General features: G+C 75.6%; 21 protein-coding genes and 1 tRNA gene. 10 read left to right on the top strand and 12 right to left on the bottom strand.

Annotated elements, in window-relative coordinates:
* The first annotated feature begins 5 nt into the window (after positions 1-5).
* The gene (locus tag ACI79X_RS10170) at positions 6-1,292 is read left to right on the top strand and encodes a glycosyltransferase 87 family protein (RefSeq protein ID WP_457025279.1); all 1,287 of its coding nucleotides are present in this window, start codon (positions 6-8) and stop codon (positions 1,290-1,292) included.
* Here ACI79X_RS10170 and ACI79X_RS10165 read toward each other — a convergent pair.
* From ACI79X_RS10165 to ACI79X_RS10145, 5 genes are all read right to left on the bottom strand, one after another.
* Positions 1,225-3,021: a prolyl oligopeptidase family serine peptidase gene (locus ACI79X_RS10165; protein WP_457025278.1), complete on the bottom strand. Its 1,797-nt coding sequence runs from the start codon at positions 3,019-3,021 to the stop codon at positions 1,225-1,227. The genes ACI79X_RS10170 and ACI79X_RS10165 overlap by 68 nt on opposite strands.
* Positions 3,022-3,025: 4 nt before the next feature.
* Positions 3,026-4,159, bottom strand: a complete 1,134-nt coding sequence (locus ACI79X_RS10160) for a hemolysin family protein (RefSeq protein ID WP_457025277.1) — start codon at positions 4,157-4,159, stop codon at positions 3,026-3,028.
* On the bottom strand, positions 4,156-5,505 hold the full coding sequence (locus tag ACI79X_RS10155) for a hemolysin family protein (RefSeq protein WP_457025276.1): 1,350 nt from the start codon (positions 5,503-5,505) through the stop codon (positions 4,156-4,158). The genes ACI79X_RS10160 and ACI79X_RS10155 overlap by 4 nt, the downstream gene beginning before the upstream one ends.
* Positions 5,506-5,610: 105 nt before the next feature.
* Positions 5,611-5,684 (bottom strand) — tRNA-Pro (locus ACI79X_RS10150).
* 92 nt (positions 5,685-5,776) lie between these two features.
* Positions 5,777-6,688, bottom strand: coding sequence for a metallophosphoesterase (locus ACI79X_RS10145; RefSeq protein WP_457025275.1), 912 nt, complete (start codon positions 6,686-6,688; stop codon positions 5,777-5,779).
* Between the two features lie 70 nt (positions 6,689-6,758).
* Between ACI79X_RS10145 and ACI79X_RS10140 the strand changes: the two genes are divergently transcribed.
* Positions 6,759-7,211, top strand: coding sequence for a GatB/YqeY domain-containing protein (locus ACI79X_RS10140; RefSeq protein ID WP_457025274.1), 453 nt, complete (start codon positions 6,759-6,761; stop codon positions 7,209-7,211).
* A gap of 22 nt (positions 7,212-7,233) precedes the next feature.
* Here the strand turns inward: ACI79X_RS10140 and ACI79X_RS10135 are convergent, their stop codons facing one another.
* From ACI79X_RS10135 to ACI79X_RS10125, 3 genes are read right to left on the bottom strand one after another with little or no spacing between them, the layout of a single operon-like run.
* Entirely contained in the window at positions 7,234-9,549 is a 2,316-nt protein-coding gene (locus ACI79X_RS10135; protein ID WP_457025273.1) for a transglycosylase domain-containing protein, read from the bottom strand.
* Between the two features lie 41 nt (positions 9,550-9,590).
* Positions 9,591-10,817, bottom strand: coding sequence for an ArsA family ATPase (locus ACI79X_RS10130; RefSeq protein WP_457025272.1), 1,227 nt, complete (start codon positions 10,815-10,817; stop codon positions 9,591-9,593).
* A complete protein-coding gene (locus tag ACI79X_RS10125; protein ID WP_457025271.1) occupies positions 10,814-11,803 on the bottom strand; it encodes an ArsA-related P-loop ATPase in 990 nt (329 codons plus the stop codon). The genes ACI79X_RS10130 and ACI79X_RS10125 overlap by 4 nt, the downstream gene beginning before the upstream one ends.
* Before the next feature lie 104 nt (positions 11,804-11,907).
* Here ACI79X_RS10125 and ACI79X_RS10120 point away from each other — a divergent pair, with 104 nt between their 5' ends.
* From ACI79X_RS10120 to ACI79X_RS10110, 3 genes are read left to right on the top strand one after another with little or no spacing between them, the layout of a single operon-like run.
* Positions 11,908-12,081: a hypothetical protein gene (locus ACI79X_RS10120; RefSeq protein ID WP_139252784.1), complete on the top strand. Its 174-nt coding sequence runs from the start codon at positions 11,908-11,910 to the stop codon at positions 12,079-12,081.
* 10 nt (positions 12,082-12,091) lie between these two features.
* The gene (locus ACI79X_RS10115) at positions 12,092-12,568 is read left to right on the top strand and encodes a RidA family protein (RefSeq protein ID WP_457025270.1); all 477 of its coding nucleotides are present in this window, start codon (positions 12,092-12,094) and stop codon (positions 12,566-12,568) included.
* Positions 12,565-13,356 (top strand): NUDIX hydrolase, encoded by a 792-nt coding sequence (locus ACI79X_RS10110; protein WP_457025269.1) that lies wholly within the window; start codon positions 12,565-12,567, stop codon positions 13,354-13,356. The genes ACI79X_RS10115 and ACI79X_RS10110 overlap by 4 nt, the downstream gene beginning before the upstream one ends.
* Before the next feature lie 112 nt (positions 13,357-13,468).
* Here ACI79X_RS10110 and ACI79X_RS10105 read toward each other — a convergent pair whose 3' ends face one another.
* Together ACI79X_RS10105 and ACI79X_RS10100 are read right to left on the bottom strand one after the other, a co-directional pair.
* The gene (locus ACI79X_RS10105) at positions 13,469-14,143 is read right to left on the bottom strand and encodes a Crp/Fnr family transcriptional regulator (protein WP_073418184.1); all 675 of its coding nucleotides are present in this window, start codon (positions 14,141-14,143) and stop codon (positions 13,469-13,471) included.
* A gap of 173 nt (positions 14,144-14,316) precedes the next feature.
* Positions 14,317-14,556, bottom strand: coding sequence for a hypothetical protein (locus ACI79X_RS10100; RefSeq protein ID WP_457025268.1), 240 nt, complete (start codon positions 14,554-14,556; stop codon positions 14,317-14,319).
* A 93-nt stretch (positions 14,557-14,649) separates the two neighbouring features.
* On the opposite strand from ACI79X_RS10100, the gene nth reads away from it, so the two are divergent.
* From nth to ACI79X_RS10075, 5 genes are read left to right on the top strand one after another with little or no spacing between them, the layout of a single operon-like run.
* Positions 14,650-15,444: an endonuclease III gene (nth, locus tag ACI79X_RS10095; RefSeq protein WP_457025267.1), complete on the top strand. Its 795-nt coding sequence runs from the start codon at positions 14,650-14,652 to the stop codon at positions 15,442-15,444.
* The gene (locus ACI79X_RS10090) at positions 15,441-16,025 is read left to right on the top strand and encodes a TlpA family protein disulfide reductase (protein ID WP_457025266.1); all 585 of its coding nucleotides are present in this window, start codon (positions 15,441-15,443) and stop codon (positions 16,023-16,025) included. The genes nth and ACI79X_RS10090 overlap by 4 nt, the downstream gene beginning before the upstream one ends.
* Positions 16,022-16,792: an NUDIX hydrolase gene (locus ACI79X_RS10085; protein WP_457025265.1), complete on the top strand. Its 771-nt coding sequence runs from the start codon at positions 16,022-16,024 to the stop codon at positions 16,790-16,792. Before ACI79X_RS10090 ends, ACI79X_RS10085 begins: the two co-directional genes overlap by 4 nt.
* Complete coding sequence (locus tag ACI79X_RS10080) at positions 16,789-17,253, top strand: cupredoxin domain-containing protein (RefSeq protein WP_457025264.1); 465 nt, start codon at positions 16,789-16,791, stop codon at positions 17,251-17,253. The genes ACI79X_RS10085 and ACI79X_RS10080 overlap by 4 nt, the downstream gene beginning before the upstream one ends.
* 3 nt (positions 17,254-17,256) lie before the next feature.
* Positions 17,257-18,438 carry a MarP family serine protease gene (locus tag ACI79X_RS10075; protein WP_457025263.1) on the top strand — a complete coding sequence of 394 codons (1,182 nt, stop codon included), beginning with the start codon at positions 17,257-17,259 and terminating at the stop codon, positions 18,436-18,438.
* Here ACI79X_RS10075 and ACI79X_RS10070 read toward each other — a convergent pair whose 3' ends face one another.
* Positions 18,439-19,233, bottom strand: coding sequence for an alpha/beta fold hydrolase (locus ACI79X_RS10070; RefSeq protein ID WP_457025351.1), 795 nt, complete (start codon positions 19,231-19,233; stop codon positions 18,439-18,441). It abuts the gene before it with no gap.
* A 152-nt stretch (positions 19,234-19,385) separates the two neighbouring features.
* The gene (locus ACI79X_RS10065; RefSeq protein WP_457025262.1) at positions 19,386-19,895 is read right to left on the bottom strand and encodes a phage holin family protein; all 510 of its coding nucleotides are present in this window, start codon (positions 19,893-19,895) and stop codon (positions 19,386-19,388) included.
* Positions 19,896-19,927 lie beyond the last annotated feature (32 nt).

Here is a 19,927-nt window from a genome sequence, read left to right as displayed (position 1 = left end):
GTCCCGTGGCCGGCACCCGGGCCGGCGCGACGGGCCTGCGGCGCACCGCCGCCGGCGTCGCGCTGTTCGCCGTGCTGGTCGGCGTCGTCGCCTGGGTGTCGGTCGTCGTCCCCAACGACCCCTGGCACGACTTCTTCGACCTGCGCGTCTACCGCGGCGCGGTGGGCTGGTGGCTCGACGGGCAGCCGCTCTACGACTTCACCTACGGCCGCAGCCCCTACGGCTTCACCTACCCGCCGTTCGCGGCGCTGCTGGTGCTGCCGATGGCGCTGCTGCCCTACCCGGTGGTCGCGGCCGGCCACGTGCTGCTCAACGTCGTCGTGCTGGCCGGGCTGGCGTGGTGGCTGCTCACCCCGCTCGCGCGCCGGCACGGCTGGCCGCTGCCGTGGGCCTGGGTGCTCGCGCTGCCGCTGCTGTTCGTCCTCGAGCCGGTGCGCGAGACGATGGGCTTCGGCCAGGTCAACCTGTTCCTGGTGGCGCTGGTGCTCGCCGACGTCGCCGCGCTGCGGCGCGGGTCGCGGTGGGCCGGCGTGGGCATCGGCCTGGCCGCCGCGGTGAAGCTGACGCCCGGCCTGTTCGTCGTCTGGCTGCTGCTCACCCGCCGGTTCCGCGCCGCCGCCGTCGCGACCGGCACGGCCGCCGCGGCCACGCTGCTGGCGTTCGCGGTGGTGCCGGGGACGTCGTGGCGGTTCTGGACCGAGACGCTGTGGCAGACCGAGCGCGTGGGCAAGCTGGACAAGACGTCCAACCAGTCGCTGCTCGGCGCGCTGGCGCGGCTCACCGACCCCGCCGAGCCGCCGCGGCTGGTGTGGGCGCTGCTGGCCGCCGCGGCGCTGGCGTTCGTCCTCACCCGGGCGGTCCGTGTCGCGCTCAGAGGCGACGACCTGGCCGGCGTCGCACTCACCGGCCTGGCCGCCTGCCTGGTCAGCCCCATCAGCTGGTCGCACCACTTCGTCTGGCTGGTGCCGGCGCTGGTCGTGCTCGTCGACGTCGCCGCCGGCACGCCGCCCGCCCCGGGCGCGCCGCGGTGGTGGCGCGACCGGCCGCGGGTGCTCGCCGGGGCGCTGGCGGCGGTTCCCGCGGCCGTGCTGGCGTCGTCGGCGATCTGGTTCGCCTTCGCCACCACCGGCCACCACCACGAGCGCGGCGTCGTGGGCATCGTGGTCGAGGACCTCTACCTGCTGGTGACGCTGGCGGTGGTGGCCGTGCTTCCGGCCCGGGGGGTCAGGGCCGCACGTGCCGCAGCGCGAACGACAGCGCCGTCTCCACCTGGCGGATCGTCTCCTCGATGACCAGCGAGCCGTGCCCGGCGTCGAACCGGTACACCTCGTGCGGCCTGCCGAGCTCCTCGAGCCGGCCCAGGTAGTTCTCGATCTGCCGGATCGGGCAGCGCGGGTCGTTGGCGCCGGCCACCACGAGCACCGGCGCGCGCACCTGCTCGACGTAGGTGATCGGCGAGGAGCGCTCGTACCGCTCGCGGACCTCGTCGGGTGACCCGCCGAACAGCGCCCGGTCGTAGGCCCGCAGGCCCTCCATCTCGTCCTCGTAGGCGGCCAGGTAGTCGGCCACCGGCACCTCGGCGATCCCGGCCGCCCAGCGATCGGGCTGGGTGCCCAGCGCCAGCAGGGTCAGGAAGCCGCCCCAGGAGCCGCCCGTGACCAGCGCGCGCGCCGGGTCGAGCAGGCCCTCGGCCACCAGCGCGTCGTAGACGGCGGCGACGTCCTCGAGCTCGGTGGGGCCCGGGCGGCCGGTGAGCGCGTCGCGCCAGGCGCTGCCGTAGCCCGTGGAGCCCCGGTAGTTGACGTGCACGACGGCGTACCCGGCGTCGACGTAGGCCGCCCGCCGCGCGCGGTAGCTGTCGTCGTCGGCGGACTCCGGCCCGCCGTGCACGAGGAACGCCGTCGCGTACGGCGGCTCGCCCGCCGGGCGGACCAGCAGCGCGTGCACGTCGCCGCCCGGGCCGGGCACCCAGCGGTCCTCCACCGGGTACGCCGCGGGCGGCTCCTCGCCGGGCGCGGCGAGCACCACGGGGCCGTCGGCCCGGCGGATCACCGGCGGGCGCTCCGACGACGACCAGGCGAGCTCCACGCTGCCGTCGGGCCGGGCGGTGGCCCCGCGGACGACGCCGGGCGGGGTGTCCAGCCGCTCCAGGGCCCCGCTCGCGAGGTCGTAGCGGTACAGCTCGCTGCGGGCGGCGTGGTCGTGGCCCACCAGCAGCGCCGAGCCGTCGGGGTACCAGCCGGCGGTCACGTCGCCGGGCAGGTCGAGGACGATCTCGGTCTCGGTGTCGGCGGCGACGTCCCAGACCAGCAGCTCCTCGCGGCCGCGGCGCTCGTGGCCGACCAGCAGCCGCCGGTCGCCGGGCAGCGGCGCGAACTCCAGCGCGTGCAGGCCGCGGCCCTCGCCGTCCCACTTCTCGGCGACGACGGCGGGCGCGTCCTCGGTGGTGTCGGCCGTCCGCAGCACGCGCAGTGCCGGGTAGCGCGGGTCGCCGTGCTCGGAGTGCGAGACGACCAGCAGCTCGTCGTCGAGGGTGAGCGCGTCGACCGACGCCGGGTCCTCGTGCCGGTAGACCACCCGCGGCGTCCCGCCGACGGGCGCCAGCCACAGCTCGCTGCCGTCGTCGGTGGAGCGGCCGATCGCCACGAGCGAGGAGCCGATCTCCAGCCCGGCGGGGTAGGCGGGGCCCACCTCCGGGACGGCGACCCGGTCCTCGCCGCCCGCGAACGGCTGGACCATCCAGACGCCGAACTCGTCGCCGTCGGTGTCGGCGAACCACCAGATCTGCTCGCCGTCGGGGGACAGCGTGCCGATGAGCGTGCCGTTGGGCCGGTCGGTGGCCTGCCGGTGGGCGTCGGTGGTGCGGTCCCAGGCGTACTGCTCGACGACGCCGCTGACGTCGGAGGCGTACAGCGAGCGGTGCGGCGCCCGCAGCGCCCAGTCGGGCAGGCTCACCCGCGGTGCGCGGAAGCGGGCCTGCCAGCGGGCGGTGACCTCCGGGGGGAGGGCGGGTGCACTCACCCCGTCATCTTCCCCCGGCGCCCGCTCCCGCCTCGTCACCGGTCCGGCGCCCCGCCCGCCCGCGGGCGGCGCGGTCGGCGAGCTGGCGGGTGTGCTCGGCGGCGGCGTCGCGGACGTCGCCGATGAGCAGCTCCAGCACGTCCTCCAGGGCCACCAGGCCCACGGTGCGCCGCCGGCCCTCCTCCTGCGCCACCACGCCGCCGAGGTGGGCACCCTGGGCGCGCATCTCCGCCAGCACCTCCGGCAGCTTCGTCGCCGGCGCGATGGGCACCAGCGGCGTCACGTGTTCGTCGGGCATCGGCCGGTCGCGGTCGGCGCCCGTGACACCGAGGGCGTCCTTGACGTGCACGAACCCGAGCAGGCTGCCGTCCTCGCCCTGGACCGGGTAGCGGCTGAAGCCGTGCTCGGCGACGACGGCCTCCAGCTGCCGGGGCGTGGTCGAGCGCGGCACCGTGACGACGGTGTCCATCGGCAGCAGCACGTCCTCCACCGCGTGCTGCTCGAAGGTCAGCGCGCCGGCGGCCAGTTCGCTCACCTCGGTGCCGAGCAGGCCCTCCCGCCGCGACTGGGTGATCATCGAGCGGATCTCCGCCTCGTCGAAGCTGGCGGCCACCTCGTCGGTCGGGGTGGCGCCGAACAGCCGGACGAACGCGTTCGCCGTGGTGTTGAAGAACCAGATGACCGGCTTGAGCAGCCGCGTGAAGGCGGCCAGCGGCGGGCCCAGCGCGATCGCAGCGCGGTCGGGGCCGGCGATGGTGATGTTCTTGGGCACCATCTCGCCGAGCACCATGTGCAGCACCGTGACGATCGACAGGGCGATCACCAGGGCGATCGGGTGCAGCAGCGCGTCGGGGACGCCGGCGGCGTGCAGGGGCGCCTCGATGAGGTGGGCGACGGCCGGCTCGCCGACGGCGCCGAGGCCCAGCGAGCACAGCGTGATCCCCAGCTGCGCGCCGGCCATGTTCTGCGAGACGTTGCGCATCGCGGCCAGGGTCTTCGCCGCCCGGGCGGAGCCGGCGTCGACGCGGGGCTCGATCTGGTCCACCCGCGCCGAGACCAGCGCGAACTCCGCGGCCACGAAGAAGGCGTTGCCCAGCAGCAGCGCCACCAGGATCAGCAGGCTGACGACGTCGCTCATGCCGCCGTCCTCTCCGCGCGCTGCCGGGCCGACGCCGTCGCGCCGTGCGGCAGGAAGACGGTCCGCTCGGCGCGCACCCGGCCGACCCGGCGGCCGTCGAGGGACTCCACCGTCAACCGCGCCTCCTCGAGCTCCACGGTGTCGCCCTCCTCGGGCAGCCGCTGCAGCCGCTCGGCCAGGAACCCGGCCAGCGTCTCGTAGCGCCCCTCGGGCACCGCGATGCCGGTCCGCTCGAGCACCTCGTCGGGCCGCAGCAGCCCCGACAGCACCCAGTGACCGTCATCGACCTGACGGAGGGTGCGCAGCGGCCGGTCGGTCTCGTCGGTGATCTCCCCGACCAGTTCCTCCACGATGTCCTCCAGCGTCACGACGCCGTGCGTGGCGCCCCACTCGTCGACGACCAGGGCGATCTGCAGGCCCTGCTCGCGCAGCAGGTCCATCAGCCGCTCCAGGCGCAGCGACGAGGGGACGGCCAGCACCGGGTCGGCCAGCTCGCCGGCGGTCCGGCGGGTGCGCTCGGCCTCGGGGACGGCGACCGCCCGCTTGACGTGCACCACGCCGGTCACCTCGTCGAGGTCGGAGCCGTAGACGGGGAACCGCGAGTTGCCCGACTCGGTGGCCGCGGCGATGACGTCGGCGGCGCTGGCGCTGGCCCGCAGCGTCCACAGCCGGGTGCGCGGGGTCATGACGTCGGTGGCGTACTTGGCGCGCAGGCCCAGGGAGCGCTGGAGCAGCCGCGCGGCGACGGGGGAGAGGTCGCCCTCCTCGGCCGAGCGGCGGGCGACGGCGGCCAGCTCGTCGGCACCGCGCGCGGAGTCGAGCTCCTCCCGGGGCTCGAAGCCCAGCCGGCGCACGATCGCGTTGGCCAGCCGCTGCAGGGCGTTCAGGAGGACGCCGGTGGCGGCGGTGAACAGGCGCATGCCCGGAGCGACGACGCGGGCGACGCCGAGCGGGTTGGCGATCGCCAGGTTCTTCGGCCCGAGCTCGCCGAGCAGCATCTGCAGGGTCGTCGCCAGCGCCAGCGCGAGGCCGTAGGAGACGCCGGTGGCCGCGGCCTGCGACAGCCCCAGCGCCTCGAGCGGGCCGTGCAGCAGCTGGCCGATGGCCGGCTCGGCCAGGTAGCCGACGACCAGCGTGGTGAGCGTGATGCCCAGCTGGGCGGCCGACAGCTGCGTGGACAGCGAGCGCAGCGCGGTCACCACGCCGCCTGCGCCGGTGTCCCCGGCCCGGGCGGCCTCCTCGGCGCGGCCGCGGTCCACGGTCGTCAGGGAGAACTCGGCGGCGACGAAGAAGCCGGTCAGCGCGGTGAGCGCGACGGCGGCGAGGAGGAGCAACCACTCGGTCATCGGGGCACCGGTGCCCGCTGCGATGCGGACTCAACCGGAACGGATCCGGAACACAGGCCCGGAACGCACTGAGGGGCCGCCTCCCGGCGGCCCCTCAGCGGTGGGTCGGGGTGACAGGATTTGAACCTGCGGCCTCGTCGTCCCGAACGACGCGCGCTACCAAGCTGCGCCACACCCCGGCTGTGGGGAGAACTGTACCTGTCAGCTCAGGCGGCCCCGCTGCAGGGTCCCGCGCCGAGCCTGTGAGGGGTGGGGGCAGCGGGGTCCTTCGTCAGGCCTCCCGGGCGGTCAGCGTGAGCAGCGTCGCCTCCGGCGGGCAGGCGAAGCGCGCCGGCGCGTACGGGCTGGTGCCCAGGCCCGCCGAGACGTGCAGCCAGGTGCCCACCGGCCGCTCCGGCGACGGGCCGGCCCAGCGGTGCAGCCACCGGGCACGGTCGCGATCGATGCCGCAGTTGGTGACCAGGGCCCCGTAGAAGGGCACCCGCAGCTGGCCGCCGTGGGTGTGCCCGCACAGCAGCAGGTCGTAGCCGTCGGCGACGAACCGGTCGAGCACCCGCGGCTCGGGGGAGTGGACGACGCCGATGCGCAGGTCGGCGGTGCGGTCGGCCGGGCCGGCGACGTCGTCGTACCGGTCGCGCCGCAGGTGCGGGTCGTCCAGGCCGGCGAAGGAGATCCGCCGCCCGGCGACGGTCAGCTCGCCGCGGGCGTTGGTGACGTCGAGCCAGCCGCGGCCGGTGAACGCGTCGCGCATGTCCCGCCAGGGCAGCTCGTCGCCGTGCACCCGCTTGGTGGTGCGCGTGAAGTAGCTGAACGGGTTCTTCGGCCGCGGCGCGAAGTAGTCGTTGGACGAGGTCACGAACACACCCGGCCGGTCGAGCAGCGGGTCCAGCGAGCGGAGCACGGCCGGGACGGCGTCGTGGCCCGCGAGGTTGTCGCCGGTGTCGACGACCAGGTCGGGCTCCAGCCCGTCGAGCGCGGCCACCCAGTCCTGCTTGGAACGCTGCCCGGCGGTCATGTGCAGGTCCGACAGGTGCAGCACGGTCAGCGGCGCCGAGCCCGGGGCGAGCACCGGCACGTCGAAGCGGCGCAGCGTCCACCGGGTGCGCTCGTAGAGCGAGGCGTAGGCGACGGTCGAGGCGCCCGCCGCGACGGCGGCCGTGGGGAGGGCGGTGTACCAGCGCACGGGCCGAGCGTACGGGCCGGGATCCCCGACCGGCGCCGAGCGCACGGGGCCGTCGTGCCAGGCTGGAGCCGTGTCCGCCCTCAAGGATCGGCTGCGCGCCGACCTGACCTCCGCCATGAAGTCCCGTGACGAGTTGCGCACCGCGACGCTGCGCATGGTCCTCGCCGCGGTGAGCGCGGAGGAGGTCGCCGGCAAGCAGGCCCGGGAGCTGTCCGACGACGAGGTCCTCGGCGTGCTGCGGCGCGAGGCCAAGCGCCGCCGGGAGGCCGCCGAGGCGTTCGCCGCCGCCGGGCGGGCCGAGCAGGCCGGCCGCGAGCGGGCCGAGGGCGAGGTGGTGGCCGGTTACCTGCCCGCCCAGCTCGACGACGCCGACCTCGCCGCGCTCGTCGCCGACGTCATCACGCGCACCGGCGCCACCGGGATGAAGGACATGGGCCGCGTGATGGGTGCGGCCAACGCGGCGGTCGCGGGGCGGGCCGAGGGTGGCCGGGTGGCCGCGGAGGTCCGCCGCCAGCTCGGCTGACGGGCCGCCCGCGCCGGCGGGGTCAGCCCCCGGCGCCGCCGGGGCCGCCACCCGCGGGACCACCGCCGGGACCGCCGGCCGCGCCGCCACCGGGACCGCCGGCGGGCGCGCCCCCCGTGCCGGCGTCGCCCTGGGGACCGCCGGCCGGAGCGCCACCGGTGCCGGCGTCGCCCTGGGGGCCGCCGTCCGCGGGGGCGCCGTCGGTGACCGCGCCGGGTGCGACCACGCCCGGGCCCGTCGGCACCTGGCCCGCGTCCGGGGCCGGGGTGGCGGACCCGCCGCCGCCGTTCATCAGCGCCGGGTCGGCCGGCGGGAACGACGAGGTCGGCCGGGTCTCCAGGTACGGCGCCATCGCGTTGCGCCAGATGGTCGCCGGGAAGTTGCCGCCGTAGCCGCCGACGTCCTGTTGGGCCTTGGGGTTGAAGACCATCACGCTCGCGGAGTACTCGGGCATGAACCCGACGAAGGCGACGGAGTCGCGGCCCTGGGCGGTACCGGTCTTGCCGGCGATCTGGTGGCCCGGGACGGCCGCCCGGGTGCCGGTGCCGGCGGGGGTGGCGACGTCGCCGACGAGGATCTGGCTCAGCGTGTTGGCGATGTTCGCCGGGATCGCGTTCGCGGTGCAGTTGTCGTTGCGGACCAGCGGCTGGCCGTCGTCGCCGGTGAGCGGCTGGCCGGCGCGGTCGAGCACCTGCACCACCGGCACCGGGGTGCAGCGGGTGCCCTGGGCGCCCAGCGTGGCGTAGGCGTTGGCGAGGTCCAGCGGGCTGGTGGCCTCGGCGCCGAGGGTGAAGGACCCGAAGTTGCCGTCGATGATCGTGTCGGCGGAGTTCTGCGTGGGCTGGTCGAAGGTCATGCCCATCCGCTCGGCCATCCGCACCGGGCCCTCGACGCTGCCGAGGCGGTCCTCCAGCGCGAGGAAGTAGGTGTTGGACGAGCGGACCAGCGCGCCGACCATGTCGAGGGTGTCGGGGTAGTTGCCGGCGTTCTGCACGCAGTACATGCCGCGGGCGGTGGTGGTGTTGCGGTCGTCGTCGTTGCAGCCCGGGCCGCGGAAGACCCGCGACGTGTACTGGTTGCCCGGCGTGGTGATCACGGTGTTGGCCGGGATGCCGGCCTCCAGCGCGGCGGCGGCGGTGAACACCTTGTAGGTGGACCCGGCGCCCTTGCTGGCGGCCGTGTGCAGGACGACGGACTCGCAGTCGGGGTCGGAGCAGCCGAACCGGCGGTTGACGCTCATCGCCAGCACCGCGCCGGTGCCCGGCTGCACGGCGGTGAACATGCCGGCGAGCTCGGCGCCCATCGGCAGCGTGTTGAGGACGGCCTGGTCGCCGAGCACCTGCAGCTGCGGGTCCAACGTCGTCTGGATGGTCAGGCCGCCGTTCTCCAGCTGCTCCTGCGTGATGCCGAGGACGCCGGTGAGGTAGCCCTGCATGTAGGAGCAGAAGAACCCGCCGACGGCGGCGTCGATGCAGCCGTTGGCCGGGCGGACCCCGGGGGCGACGGCGACCGGCTGGGCGGAGATCTCGGTCAGCTCGGCCTCGGAGATGTGGCCGAGGTCGAACATCCGCTGCAGCACCTGGTTGCGCCGCGTCTGGGCGTTCTCCGGGTTGGTGATCGGGTCGTCGTTGGCCGGGCTCTGCACCAGCCCCGCCAGCATGGCGGCCTGGGGGAGGGTGAGGTCGGCGGCGTTGACGCTGAAGTACTGCTGGGCGGCCGCCTGGATGCCGTAGGCGCCCTGCCCGAAGTACACGATGTTCAGGTAGCGGGTGAGGATCTCGTCCTTGGGATAGGTCTCCTCCAGGGCGAGGGCGAGCCGGGCCTCGCGCAGCTTGCGCGACAGGCCCTCGACGCCGTCCTGCTCGGTGGCCGCGGTGCGCTCCTCGGCGGTGTCGGCGGTCTCCAGCAGGGTCTGCTTGACCAGCTGCTGGGTGATCGTCGAGCCACCCTCCTGCACCGACCCGGCCGACAGGTTGGTCACCGCGGCGCGCAGCGTGCCCTGCACGTCGAGGCCGTTGTGCTCGTAGAAGCGGGAGTCCTCGATGTCGACGAGGGCCTGCTTCATCACGTCGGCGATCTGGTCGGAGGTGACCACCGTGCGGTTGTTCGCGTAGAAGTTCGTGATCAGCGACCCGTCGGACGCCAGCACCCGCGAGTTGCCCGCCGGCGTCGCGTCGGTGAGCTCGACCGGCAGGGCGTCGAGCAGCGAGGCGGAGTTGCGGGCCACCACCCCGGTGCCGCCGACGAAGGGCAGCATCAGGCCGGCGACCAGCGCGCCGGCCACCACGATCATCGCGACGAGCTTGGCCAGCACCCGGCCACGGGACACCTCGGACATCACCCGGAAGGGTACGTGGCGTCCGTCCCCCGGACGGGCGATCAGCCGCGGCGCGCGGGCAGCACCCGGGTGCGCGGCACGCCCGTCGGCGTGTCGCCGTCGGCGCCGGTCAGCGCCTCGCCCATGACCCGCAGGCCGTCGAGGTCGTGCACGTCGCCGGCGGCCGCCGGGACGGTCCGCAGGGCCACCTCGGGGTGGGCGCTGGTGAACCGGTCGGCCAGCCGCTGCTCGCGCGCGGCCAGGGCCATGCGCTCGGCGTGCACCCGCAGCACGCCGGACACCAGCCCGTCGTCCTCGGCCGCCTCCGCCGCCGCCTCGGCGCGGGTGGCCGACAGCCGCGTGTCGGCCGGCGGGTGGGTGCGGTTGAGCACCAGGCCGGCCAGCGGCATGCCCTCGGAGGAGAGCCGGTCGACGAAGTAGGACGCCTCGCGCAGCGCGTCGGGTTCCGGCGTGGCGACGACGACGAAGTACGTGCCCGGGCGGCGCAGCAGCTCGTAGGTGGCCGTGGCCCGCTCGCGGAAGCCGCCGAACATGGTGTCCAGGGCGCTGACGAACGCGGAGATGTCCCGCAGCAGCTGGCCGCCGAGCACCCTGCTGATGATCCGGGTGAAGATCAGGAAGCCGGCACTGGCGAACTTGAACCCGGCCCGCCCGCCGGCCCGCGCCGGGGCGGTGAGCACCCGGATCATCGTGCCGTCGAGGAAGCGGCTCATCCGGTTCGGGGCGTCGAGGAAGTCCAGCGCCGACCGCGACGGGGGTGTGTCGACGATGATCAGGTCCCAGGTGTCGGCCGCCCGCAGCTGGCCGAGCTTCTCCATCGCCATGTACTCCTGCGTCCCGGAGAACGACGAGGACAGGGTCTGGTAGAAGGGGTTGGCCAGGATCTGCTCGGCCCGCTCGGGCGTCGAGTGCGCGGACACGATGTCGTCGAACGTCCGCTTCATGTCCAGCATCATCGCGTGCAGCTCGCCCGGGGCCCCCGGGACGTCGACCCGCCGCGGCTCGTTGTCGAGCTCGACCAGGCCCAGCGACTGGGCGAGCCGGCGGGCCGGGTCGATGGTCAGCACGACCACCCGGCGGCCGGCGTGCGCGGCGGCCAGGGCGAGCGCGGCCGACGTCGTCGTCTTGCCGACGCCGCCCGAGCCGCAGCAGACGACGATCCGGGTCTCCGGGTCGTCGACCAGGGCCGCGAGGTCCATCGCCGGGGCCTGCCGGGGCGTGCCGGCCGGGCGGGCGGCACGGGCGCCGTCGGCGGGGGCGGCGCTCACGCGGCCACCTCCGCGCCGAGGGAGTCCTCGAGGCGGCCGGCCAGCTCGAACAGGCAGCCGAGGTCCACCGGGCCGGGCAGCAGCGGCAGCTCGACCGTCGGGGGGCCGAGGGACTCGACCCGGGCGCGCAGCGCGTCCTGCGCGGCCCAGCGGCGGGCGTGCTCCACGGCCTCGGCGGCCAGCGCGTCGGCGAGGTCGGCGTCGCCGGGCAGGCCCGCGGCCGTCAGGCCGGGCACGAGGTCGGCGCCGGAGAGCCGGCCCTCGGCGGCCCGCACCAGCTCGGGCCCGGGCAGCACCGGCTCGGTGGCCATGTTCACGATCACCGAGCCGACGGGGAGCTTCGCCTCGGTCAGCTCGGCGATGGCGTCGGCGGTCTCCTGCACCGGCATGTCCTCGAGCAGGGTGACCAGGTGCACCGCCGTCTGCGGGGAGCGCAGCACGGCCATGACGCCGTCGCTCTGCGTCTTGATCGGGCCGGAGCGGGCGAGGCCCGCCATCTCGCTGGTCACGTTGAGGAACCGGGTGATCCGGCCCGTGGGCGGGGCGTCGACGACGACGGCGTCGTAGACCCGCTGCCCGTCGACGCGGCGGGTGACCGCCTCCTTGATCTTCCCGGTGATCAGCACGTCGCGCAGGCCCGGGGCGATGGTCGTGGCGAAGTCGACCGCGCCCATCTTGCGCAGCGCCCGGCCGGCGCGGCGCAGGTTGTAGAACATCTCGAGGTACTCGAGGAGGGCCTCCTCGACGTCGATCGCCAGCGCCCGCACCTCCCCGCCGCCGCGGGTGACGGCGACGCGGCGCTCCTCGTAGGGCAGCGGCGGGGTGTCGAAGAGCTGGGCGATGCCCTGGCGGCCCTCGCACTCGACCAGCAGGACGGTCCGCCCCTCGGCGGCGAGGGCGAGGGCCAGGGCGGCGGCGACCGTCGTCTTGCCGGTCCCGCCCTTCCCGGTCACGACGTGACAGCGGACGGGCAGGTCGGGGCTCACCCGATCCAGACTAGGAGCCTCCCGCGACCCCGGCCCGCCCGCGGGCCGCCCGTGGGCCGACGCACCCCCGCCGCGCCCCGGACGCTGCGCTAGCGTCGGGCCCCATGAGCGAACCGGCCCGCCGCAGGTGGGAGTACGCCACCATCCCGCTGCTGATCCACAACACCAAGGCGATCCTCGACTCGTGGGGGACCGACGGGTGGGAGCTGGTCACCGTGCTGCCCGGCCCGTCCGGGTCCGAGCAGCCGGTCGCCTACCTCAAGCGCCCGCTCTCCTGAGGCCGCCGCGATGACCTCCGCGCAGCCCCAGAGCTGGCACGCCCGGCTCGCCGAGCTCGGCATCCGGCTGCCCCCGGTCGCCGCGCCCGTCGCCTCCTACGTCCCGGCCGTGCGCTGCGGCCAGCTGGTGTTCACCTCCGGCCAGCTGCCCTTCGTCGACGGCGGCCTGCGCCGCACCGGCAAGGTCGGCGGGTCGGTCGACCCCGAGGACGCCGCCGCCGACGCGAAGCTGTGCGCGCTCAACGCGCTGGCCGCCGTCGACGAGCTCGTCGGCCTCGACCAGGTGGCCCGGGTGATCCGCGTCGTCGGCTACGTGGCCAGCGCCGAGGGCTTCAGCGGCCAGCCGCGCGTGGTGAACGGCGCCAGCGAGCTGCTCGGCAAGGTCTTCGGCGAGGCCGGCCGGCACGCCCGCAGTGCCGTCGGCGTCGCGGAGCTGCCGCTGGGCGCCCCGGTCGAGGTCGAGCTGACCGTCGAGCTGAGGGGATGACCGCGGCGGTCCGCCCGGCGGCGACGGTCCTGCTGCTGCGCGACGGGGCGACGGGCCTGGAGGTCCACCTGCTGCGCCGCACCCGCGGGATGCCGTTCGCCGGCGGGATGACCGCCTACCCGGGCGGCGGCGTCGACCCGCGCGACGGCGACACCGACGTCGCCTGGACCGGGCCCTCGCCGGCCGACTGGGCGGTGGCGCTCGGCTGCGACGAGCGGGTCGCCCGCGAGCTGGTCTGCGCCGCGGTCCGCGAGACGTTCGAGGAGGCCGGCGTGCTGCTGGCCGGCGAGCCCGGCGGCGGTGTCGTCCCGGACGTGTCGGGCGACGACTGGGAGGCGCAGCGGCAGGCGCTGCTCACCCGGGAGCTGTCGCTGGCCGAGTTGCTGGCCGCCCGGGGCCTGGCGCTGCGCGCGGACCTGCTGCGGCCCTTCGCGCACTGGATCACCCCGCCGGTGGAGCCGCGGCGCTACGACACCCGCTTCTTCGCGGCGGCGCTGCCCGTCGGGCAGGAGGCGCGCGACGTCTCCGGCGAGGCCGACGAGGCCAGCTGGCTGACGCCCGAGGCGGCGCTCGCGGAGATGCGGGCCGGGACGCGGCCGATGCTGCCGCCGACGATCCACACGCTCGGCCAGCTCACCCCGTTCGCGGACGTGGCCGCGGCGCTGGCCGGTAGCCCGCCGGAGCCGCTGCATCCGATCATGCCGGAGCTGGTGCGCACCCCCGAGGGCCGCTTCGCCGAGCTCCCCGACGGCACGAGGATCGGCCTCGTGGTGCCGCTCCCGTCCTAGGCCCACTGAACACGAGAGCCCCCGGTCCTGTCGGACCGGGGGCTCCCGGGGAACGGCTCGGCTCAGGCCGGGACGGCACCTGGCCGCGGTGCGGTCCGGTGGGACCGCAGTGTCATCGCGCGCGGCGGCGGAGGCGGTCCTCGTCGAGGACGACGACGGACTTGCCCTGCAGCTGGATCCAGCCGCGGTGCACGAAGTCGGCCAGCGCCTTGTTGACCGTCTCGCGGGAGGCACCGACCAGCTGGGCCAGCTCCTCCTGCGTCAGGTCGTGCTTGACGCGCAGGCCGTCGGCCTCACGGCTGCCGAAGCGGTCGGCCATCTGCAGCAGCGCCTTGGCCACGCGGCCGGGCACGTCGGTGAAGATCAGGTCGGCCACCGAGTCGTTGGTGCGGCGCAGCCGGCGGGCCAGCACGTGCAGCAGCCGCTCGCCGACCTCCGGGTGCGCCTCGATCCACGGGCGCAGCACCGACTGCGGCATCTTGGCCAGCTTCACGTCGGTGACCGCGGTGGCCGTGGCCGTGCGCGGGCCGGGGTCGAAGACCGAGAGCTCACCGAACTGGTCGGACGGGCCCATGACGGCGAGCACGTTCTCGCGGCCGTCGGGGGAGCGGCGGGAGAGCTTGATCTTGCCGCTCAGCACGATGTAGAGGCTGTCGCCCGGCTCGCCCTCGTTGAACACCACCCGGCCGCGGGGCAGCGTGATCGTCTCCAGACGGCTGGCGACCGGGTCGACGGCCTCCTCCGAGAGCCCCTGGAAGAGCCCCGACTGAGCCAGTACCTCGTCCACCACGTGTCGTCCCACCCCACCGTCTCGCGCTCCACCTGCGGGGCAGCAGCACCCGCATCCAGGAGGAGTCTAGGCGGCTGTGCGACTCGTCACCCGTTCGGTGTGACGCGACGTGACCCGTCGGGGGGAGGGCGGCGGCCGGTCGTGACCGCCGGGACCGGCCGGACCGGGCCTCAGACCAGCGGTTCGGTGCTCTTCTGCACCCGCGAGCGGCGGCGACGGCGCCAGCGCGCCATGGCCCGGCGGATGCCGGAGGCGGCCAGCGTGTCGACCTCACCCGGCGTCGCCGAGGACAGGAACTCGGCCACCTCGCGCGGCGACGTCGGCCGGCGCAGCGGTTCCTCCACGCGCTCCATCACCAGCAGGAACGCGATGACCATCGGCGGGAACAGGATGACGATCAGTGCGACCACGGTCACCTCCCGATCGGGTCGCCGGCTTGTGGCCTGCACCGCCATGGTGGCACGGGCCCGGGACCGTCGCCGGTGACGCCTACCCTCGACCGCGTGTCCTCGCCGGTCCCCGAGCAGCCCTACGCGCGCCCCGCGGCGCGCCGCGCTCCCGCCCGCCGTCCGGCCGCCGTGCCCTTCGACCCCGACGAGACGCCGCTGGCGCGCACCCGCCGTGCCCGCCGCATGGCCCGCGAGCTCGCCGTGATCCACCCCGACGCGCACTGCGAGCTCGACTTCACCAACGCCTTCGAGCTGCTGGTGGCCACCGTCCTGTCGGCGCAGACCACCGACAAGACGGTGAACAAGGTCACGCCGGCGCTGTTCGCGCGCTACCCCGACCCGGTGGCCCTGGCCGCGGCCGACCGGACGGAGCTCGAGGAGATCCTCAAGCCCACCGGCTTCTTCCGCGCCAAGGCGAACTCGGTGCTCGGGCTCGCGCAGGCGCTGGTCGAGCGCTTCGACGGCGAGGTGCCCGGCCGCATGGCCGACCTCGTGACGCTGCCGGGCGTGGGCCGCAAGACGGCGAACGTCGTCCTGGGCAACGCCTTCGGTGTCCCCGGGCTCACGGTCGACACCCACTTCGGCCGGCTCGTGCGCCGCTTCGGCTGGACCGCCGAGGAGGACCCGGTCAAGGTCGAGGCCGAGATCGCCGAGCTCGTCCCCAAGCGCGACTGGACGATGTTCAGCCACCGCGTGATCTTCCACGGCCGGCGGGTCTGCCACGCCAAGAAGGCGGCCTGCGGGGCGTGCGGCCTGGCCCGCTGGTGCCCCTCCTACGGCATCGGCCCCACCGACCCGGAGCTGGCCCTGAAGCTGGTCAAGACGCCGGCGGCGTCGGACACCGAGTGAGCGCCGGGCGGCGCGCGGCCGCACTGCTGCTCGGGGCGGTCGCCCTCCTGTCGGCCTGCACCGCCTCGGCCGACGAGCCGGCCCCCCAGGAGCGGGCGACGGTCGCTTCGACCGACACCGACCTGGTGCCCTGCCCGGAGCAGCCCGACGAGCCCGCGACCGGGGAGCTGGCCGGGGTGGCACCCATCGAGTGCTTCAGCGGCGGCACCCTCGACCTCGGCCGGGCCCCGGGCGTACCCACCGTGCTCAACCTCTGGGCGAGCTGGTGCGGGCCCTGCCGCGAGGAGCTCCCGCTGGTGCAGGAGCTCGCCGACCTCGGCGGCGACCGCGTCCGCGTGGTCGGGGTGATCAGCCAGGACGGTGTGCCGCAGGCTGCGTCCTTCGCCGACGACTCGGGCGTGACGCTGCCCGGCGCCTTCGACCGCGACGGCGAGGTCGCGGCGGCGCTCGGCCTGCAGGGGCTGCCGCACACGGTGTTCCTCGCGGCCGACGGGTCGGTGGCCTTCGTCGAGCTCGGCCCGGTCGCGTCCGTCGACGAGCTGCGGGCGCTGGTCGCCGAGCACCTCGGGGTGCAGCTGTGACCGGCGTGCTGCCCGGCGCCGACACCTCCGACCTCCCCGGCTGGCTGCAGCGGCTGGTGGCCGCCTCCGCCGACCTGCCGCTGCGCCACCGCATGCCGTCGGTCACCGGCACCGCCCGCCGCTCGGCGGTGCTGGTGCTCTTCGGCGAGGGCCCGCGCGGCGCCGACGTGCTGCTCATCGAGAAGTCCGCACGGCTGCGCACGCACGCCGGCCAGCCCGCCTTCCCGGGCGGCGGCGCCGACCCGGGGGAGGACTACCCGGTCGCCACCGCGCTGCGCGAGGCCCAGGAGGAGGCCGGCGTCGACCCGGCCGGGGTGCGGGTGCTGGCCACGCTGCCCGAGCTGTTCCTGCCCTACTCCGACAACCTCGTCGTCCCGGTCGTGGCGTGGTGGGACGAGCCCGCCGACGTCGTGGTCGGCGACCCGCGGGAGGTGGCGCGGGTGGCCCGGGTGCCGCTGGCCGACCTCACCGACCCGGCCAACCGGTTCCGCGTCCGCCACCCGGCGGGGTACGTCGGCCCGGCGTTCGACGTCGCCGGCATGGTGGTGTGGGGCTTCACCGGCGGCCTGATGGAGGCGATCCTCGAGGCCACGGGCCTGGCCCGGCCGTGGGACGTCCGCGACGTGCGGCCGCTGGAGGCCGTGGCGCCCCGCCCGGAGGCCGCGCCCGGCTCGCTGGGCGAGGGCGGCGCGGAGGACGCCGCCGCGCCGAGGGTCGCCGACGTCGCGGCGGACGGCCCTCCGGCGCGTACGGTTCCGCGGCGATGAGGACGCCGAGGAGCGCGATCTGGACGCGCCGCGCCCCTGCGGCGCTGGCCGGTGCGGTGCTGGCGGCGGGGGTGCTGGCCGGCTGCGGTGGCGACGACGGTGGCGCCGCCGCGCCGTCGTCGACCCCGGACGCCTCGCTCGGCCGGGTGACCGTCGCCGAGGACGGCGTCCAGGAGGTCACCATCCAGACGCCGGACGACTACGTCTTCGTGCCCGACTCCTTCACCGTGGCGCCCGGGCGGGTGCGGCTGACCGTCGAGAGCACCGCCACGCAGGCCACGCACAACTTCCGCTTCACGCCCGGCGCCGGCGTGGAGGAGATCCCGGAGGAGATCCCGCTGCTCGCGGCCGGGGCCACCGAGACGATCGAGTTCGAGGTCACCGCGCCCGGAGAGCACCCCTTCGAGTGCAGCTTCCACGTGCAGCTCGGTCAGGTCGGCGTCATGACCGTGCGCGGCTGAGCCATGTCGCTGGTCGACCTGCTCCTCATCGCCCTCGCCCTGGTCTTCGCCTTCTCCGGCTTCCGCCAGGGGCTCGTGGTCTCGGCGACGTCGTTCCTCGGGTTCCTCGGCGGGGCGGTGCTCGGCGCCCAGCTCTCCGGCCCGGTGGCCGACCGGCTCGACAGCACGCCGGTGACCCGGGTGTTCGCCGCGCTGGTCGTGGTGCTGGCCGGGGCGCTGCTCGGGCAGGTGCTCGCCGGGGCGGTCGGCCGGGCGGTGCGCCGGCGGGTCACCTGGGAGCCGGCCGAGGTGCTCGACTCGGTGGCCGGCGCGGTCGTCTCCGCGGTGGCGGTGCTCCTGGTCGCGTGGATGGTGGCCAGTCCGCTGGCCACCGCGCCGTTCCCCGAGGTGGCCGGGCAGGTGCGCCAGTCGGCGCTGGTGCAGGCCGTGGACCGCGCGGTGCCCGACAGCGTGCGGTCGGTCTACGACTCGCTGCGCGAGGCCATCGACCGGCGCGGGCTGCCCGACGTGCTCGATCCGCTCACCCCGACGCAGGCCCGCGAGGTCGAGGCCCCCGACCCGGCGCTCGCCGGCAGCCCGGTGGTCGCGCAGGTGAGCGGCTCGGTGGTCAAGATCAGCGGCATCGCGCCGTCGTGCTCGCGGCAGATCGACGGGTCCGGCTTCGTCTACGCGCCGGGGCGGGTGATGACCAACGCGCACGTGCTCGCCGGCGTGAGCGACCCGGTGGTCGAGGCGGAGGGCGAGGAGTACGAGGCGACGCCGGTGTACGTCGACGAGGAGGTCGACATCGCCGTGCTCGCCGTCCCCGACCTGCCGCAGGTGCCGCTGGCCTTCGCCGCGGGCGTCTCCGACACCGGCGACGACGCGATCATCATGGGTTACCCCGGCGGCGGGCCGCTGTTCGTGGGCGCCGCGCGGGTGCGCGACCAGGGCCCGATCAGCGGCCCCGACTTCCGCAACACCCGGACCGTGCAGCGCGACGTCTACGCGCTCTTCGGCGAGGTGCGCTCGGGCAACTCCGGGGGCCCGCTGTTCGACCCGGCCGGCCAGGTGATCGGCGTCGTGTTCGCCTCGGCGATCGACGACCCGTCCACCGGCTACGCGCTCACCGCCCAGCAGGTCGCCCCGGCCGCGACGGCGGGCGCGGCGGCCACCGCGGCCGCCGACACCGGCCCCTGCGAGTGACTAGCGCGCCCAGTCGCGGACGGCGCGGGTGACCTCGGCCGCCGCCTCCTCGGGCGGGAAGTGGCCGATCCCCGGGAGCTCGCGCCACTCGTAGGCGCCGGCGACGTAGCGCCCCGAGCCGTGTGCGGTGCGCGGCAGCACCAGCGGGTCGGCCGAGCCGTGCAGCTGCAGCGTCGGCGCGGTCACCGGGGCGGCCATCCGGCGGGCGTAGCGCAACCCGTCGGGGCGCACCTGGGAGCGGCCGGCCCAGCGGAAGTACTCCATCGACCCGTAGGCGGCCTGCGGGATGCGCGCCGCGGAGCGGTAGCGCTCGACGGCCTCGGCGAAGTCGGCGGTGTGCGTCCACTCCGGCCCGGCCCAGCGGCGCAGGAACTCCGCCACCGGGTCGTCGTCGGCGCGGGTGAGCCGCCGCTCGGGCAGCCGCGGCAGCTGGAAGCCGAGCACGTGCCGCAGCGCCCGCCGCTGGGCGCGGTCGCGCAGGCCCGCCCGCAGCAGCCGCGGGTGGGCCATCGAGACGACGACGAGCCGCCGGACCACCCGCGGGTGCAGCGCGGCCATCGTCCAGGCCACCAGCCCGCCCCAGTCGTGCCCGACGACGACGGCGTCCTTCTCGCCGAGCGCCCGCACCAGCGCGGCGACGTCGCCGGCCGCGGTGGGCAGGTCGTAGCCGCGCGGCGGCTTGTCGCTGGCGCCGTAGCCGCGCAGGTCGGGTGCCACGGCGCGGAAGCCGGCGTCGGCGAGGGCGGGCAGCTGCGCCCGCCAGGTCCACCAGAACTGCGGGAAACCGTGCAGCAGCAGGACCAGCGGTCCGGACCCCGCCTCGGCGAGGTGCAGCCGGACGCCGTTGGCCGAGGCGTCGCGGTGCAGCCAGGGGCCGGGCAGCAGGACGCTGGTGGCGTCGGGCCGCTCGTCGGCCGGGACGCCGCCGGGCCGCCCGCCGGCCGCGCTCAGACCAGGTAGCTGTCGGGGGAGCGCCGCTCGACGCGCCCGTTGCTGACCGTCGGCAGCGCGCGGCGGCGGGCGCCGGGGGCCTCGCGGTGCATGACGTCGGGCAGCTCGCGCAGCGACTCCATCGTCCGCTCGGGCTTGTCGATCTTCTTGAGCATCCGCAGCCCGATCAGCGCGGCCACCCCGGCGATCAGCAGCAACCCGACGGTGACGATCAGGTAGGACACCCAGCGCGGCAGACCCAGCCAGGTGAACAGCTCGGCGAGCGTGACGAACAGGTAGATGCCGGCGAAGGCGACGAGCACGCCGGCGACGGCGAACAGCCCCACGCTGACGCCGGCCTTCTTGGCCGAGCGGCCGATCTCGGCCTTCGCCAGCTCGATCTCCGCGCGGATCAACGTGGAGACGTCGGCCATGGCGCTCTGCACGAGCGCGCCCACCGAGGGGTCGTCGGCGGCGGAGCCGGCATGCCGCCCGGCGGGCTGGGTGGACGACGCGCTGTGGGCCACGGGGGCTCCTCCCTGGTGGGGCTGGCGGGCGG

The sequence above is a fragment of the Geodermatophilus sp. SYSU D01119 genome, assembly GCF_054049975.1.
The sequence above is the reverse complement of the archived record's forward strand: the minus strand, read 5'-3'. Positions and strand labels throughout refer to the sequence as shown.

Bases quoted from the DNA above. Each gene is read 5' to 3' on its own strand.
- ACI79X_RS10160 (WP_457025277.1), bottom strand. From the start codon at position 4,159: ATGAGCGACGTCGTCAGCCTGCTGATCCTGGTGGCGCTGCTGCTGGGC.
- ACI79X_RS10155 (WP_457025276.1), bottom strand. From the start codon at position 5,505: ATGACCGAGTGGTTGCTCCTCCTCGCCGCCGTCGCGCTCACCGCGCTG.
- ACI79X_RS10135 (WP_457025273.1), bottom strand. From the start codon at position 9,549: ATGTCCGAGGTGTCCCGTGGCCGGGTGCTGGCCAAGCTCGTCGCGATG.
- ACI79X_RS10120 (WP_139252784.1), top strand. From the start codon at position 11,908: ATGAGCGAACCGGCCCGCCGCAGGTGGGAGTACGCCACCATCCCGCTG.
- ACI79X_RS10115 (WP_457025270.1), top strand. From the start codon at position 12,092: ATGACCTCCGCGCAGCCCCAGAGCTGGCACGCCCGGCTCGCCGAGCTC.
- ACI79X_RS10110 (WP_457025269.1), top strand. From the start codon at position 12,565: ATGACCGCGGCGGTCCGCCCGGCGGCGACGGTCCTGCTGCTGCGCGAC.
- ACI79X_RS10080 (WP_457025264.1), top strand. From the start codon at position 16,789: ATGAGGACGCCGAGGAGCGCGATCTGGACGCGCCGCGCCCCTGCGGCG.
- ACI79X_RS10075 (WP_457025263.1), top strand. From the start codon at position 17,257: ATGTCGCTGGTCGACCTGCTCCTCATCGCCCTCGCCCTGGTCTTCGCC.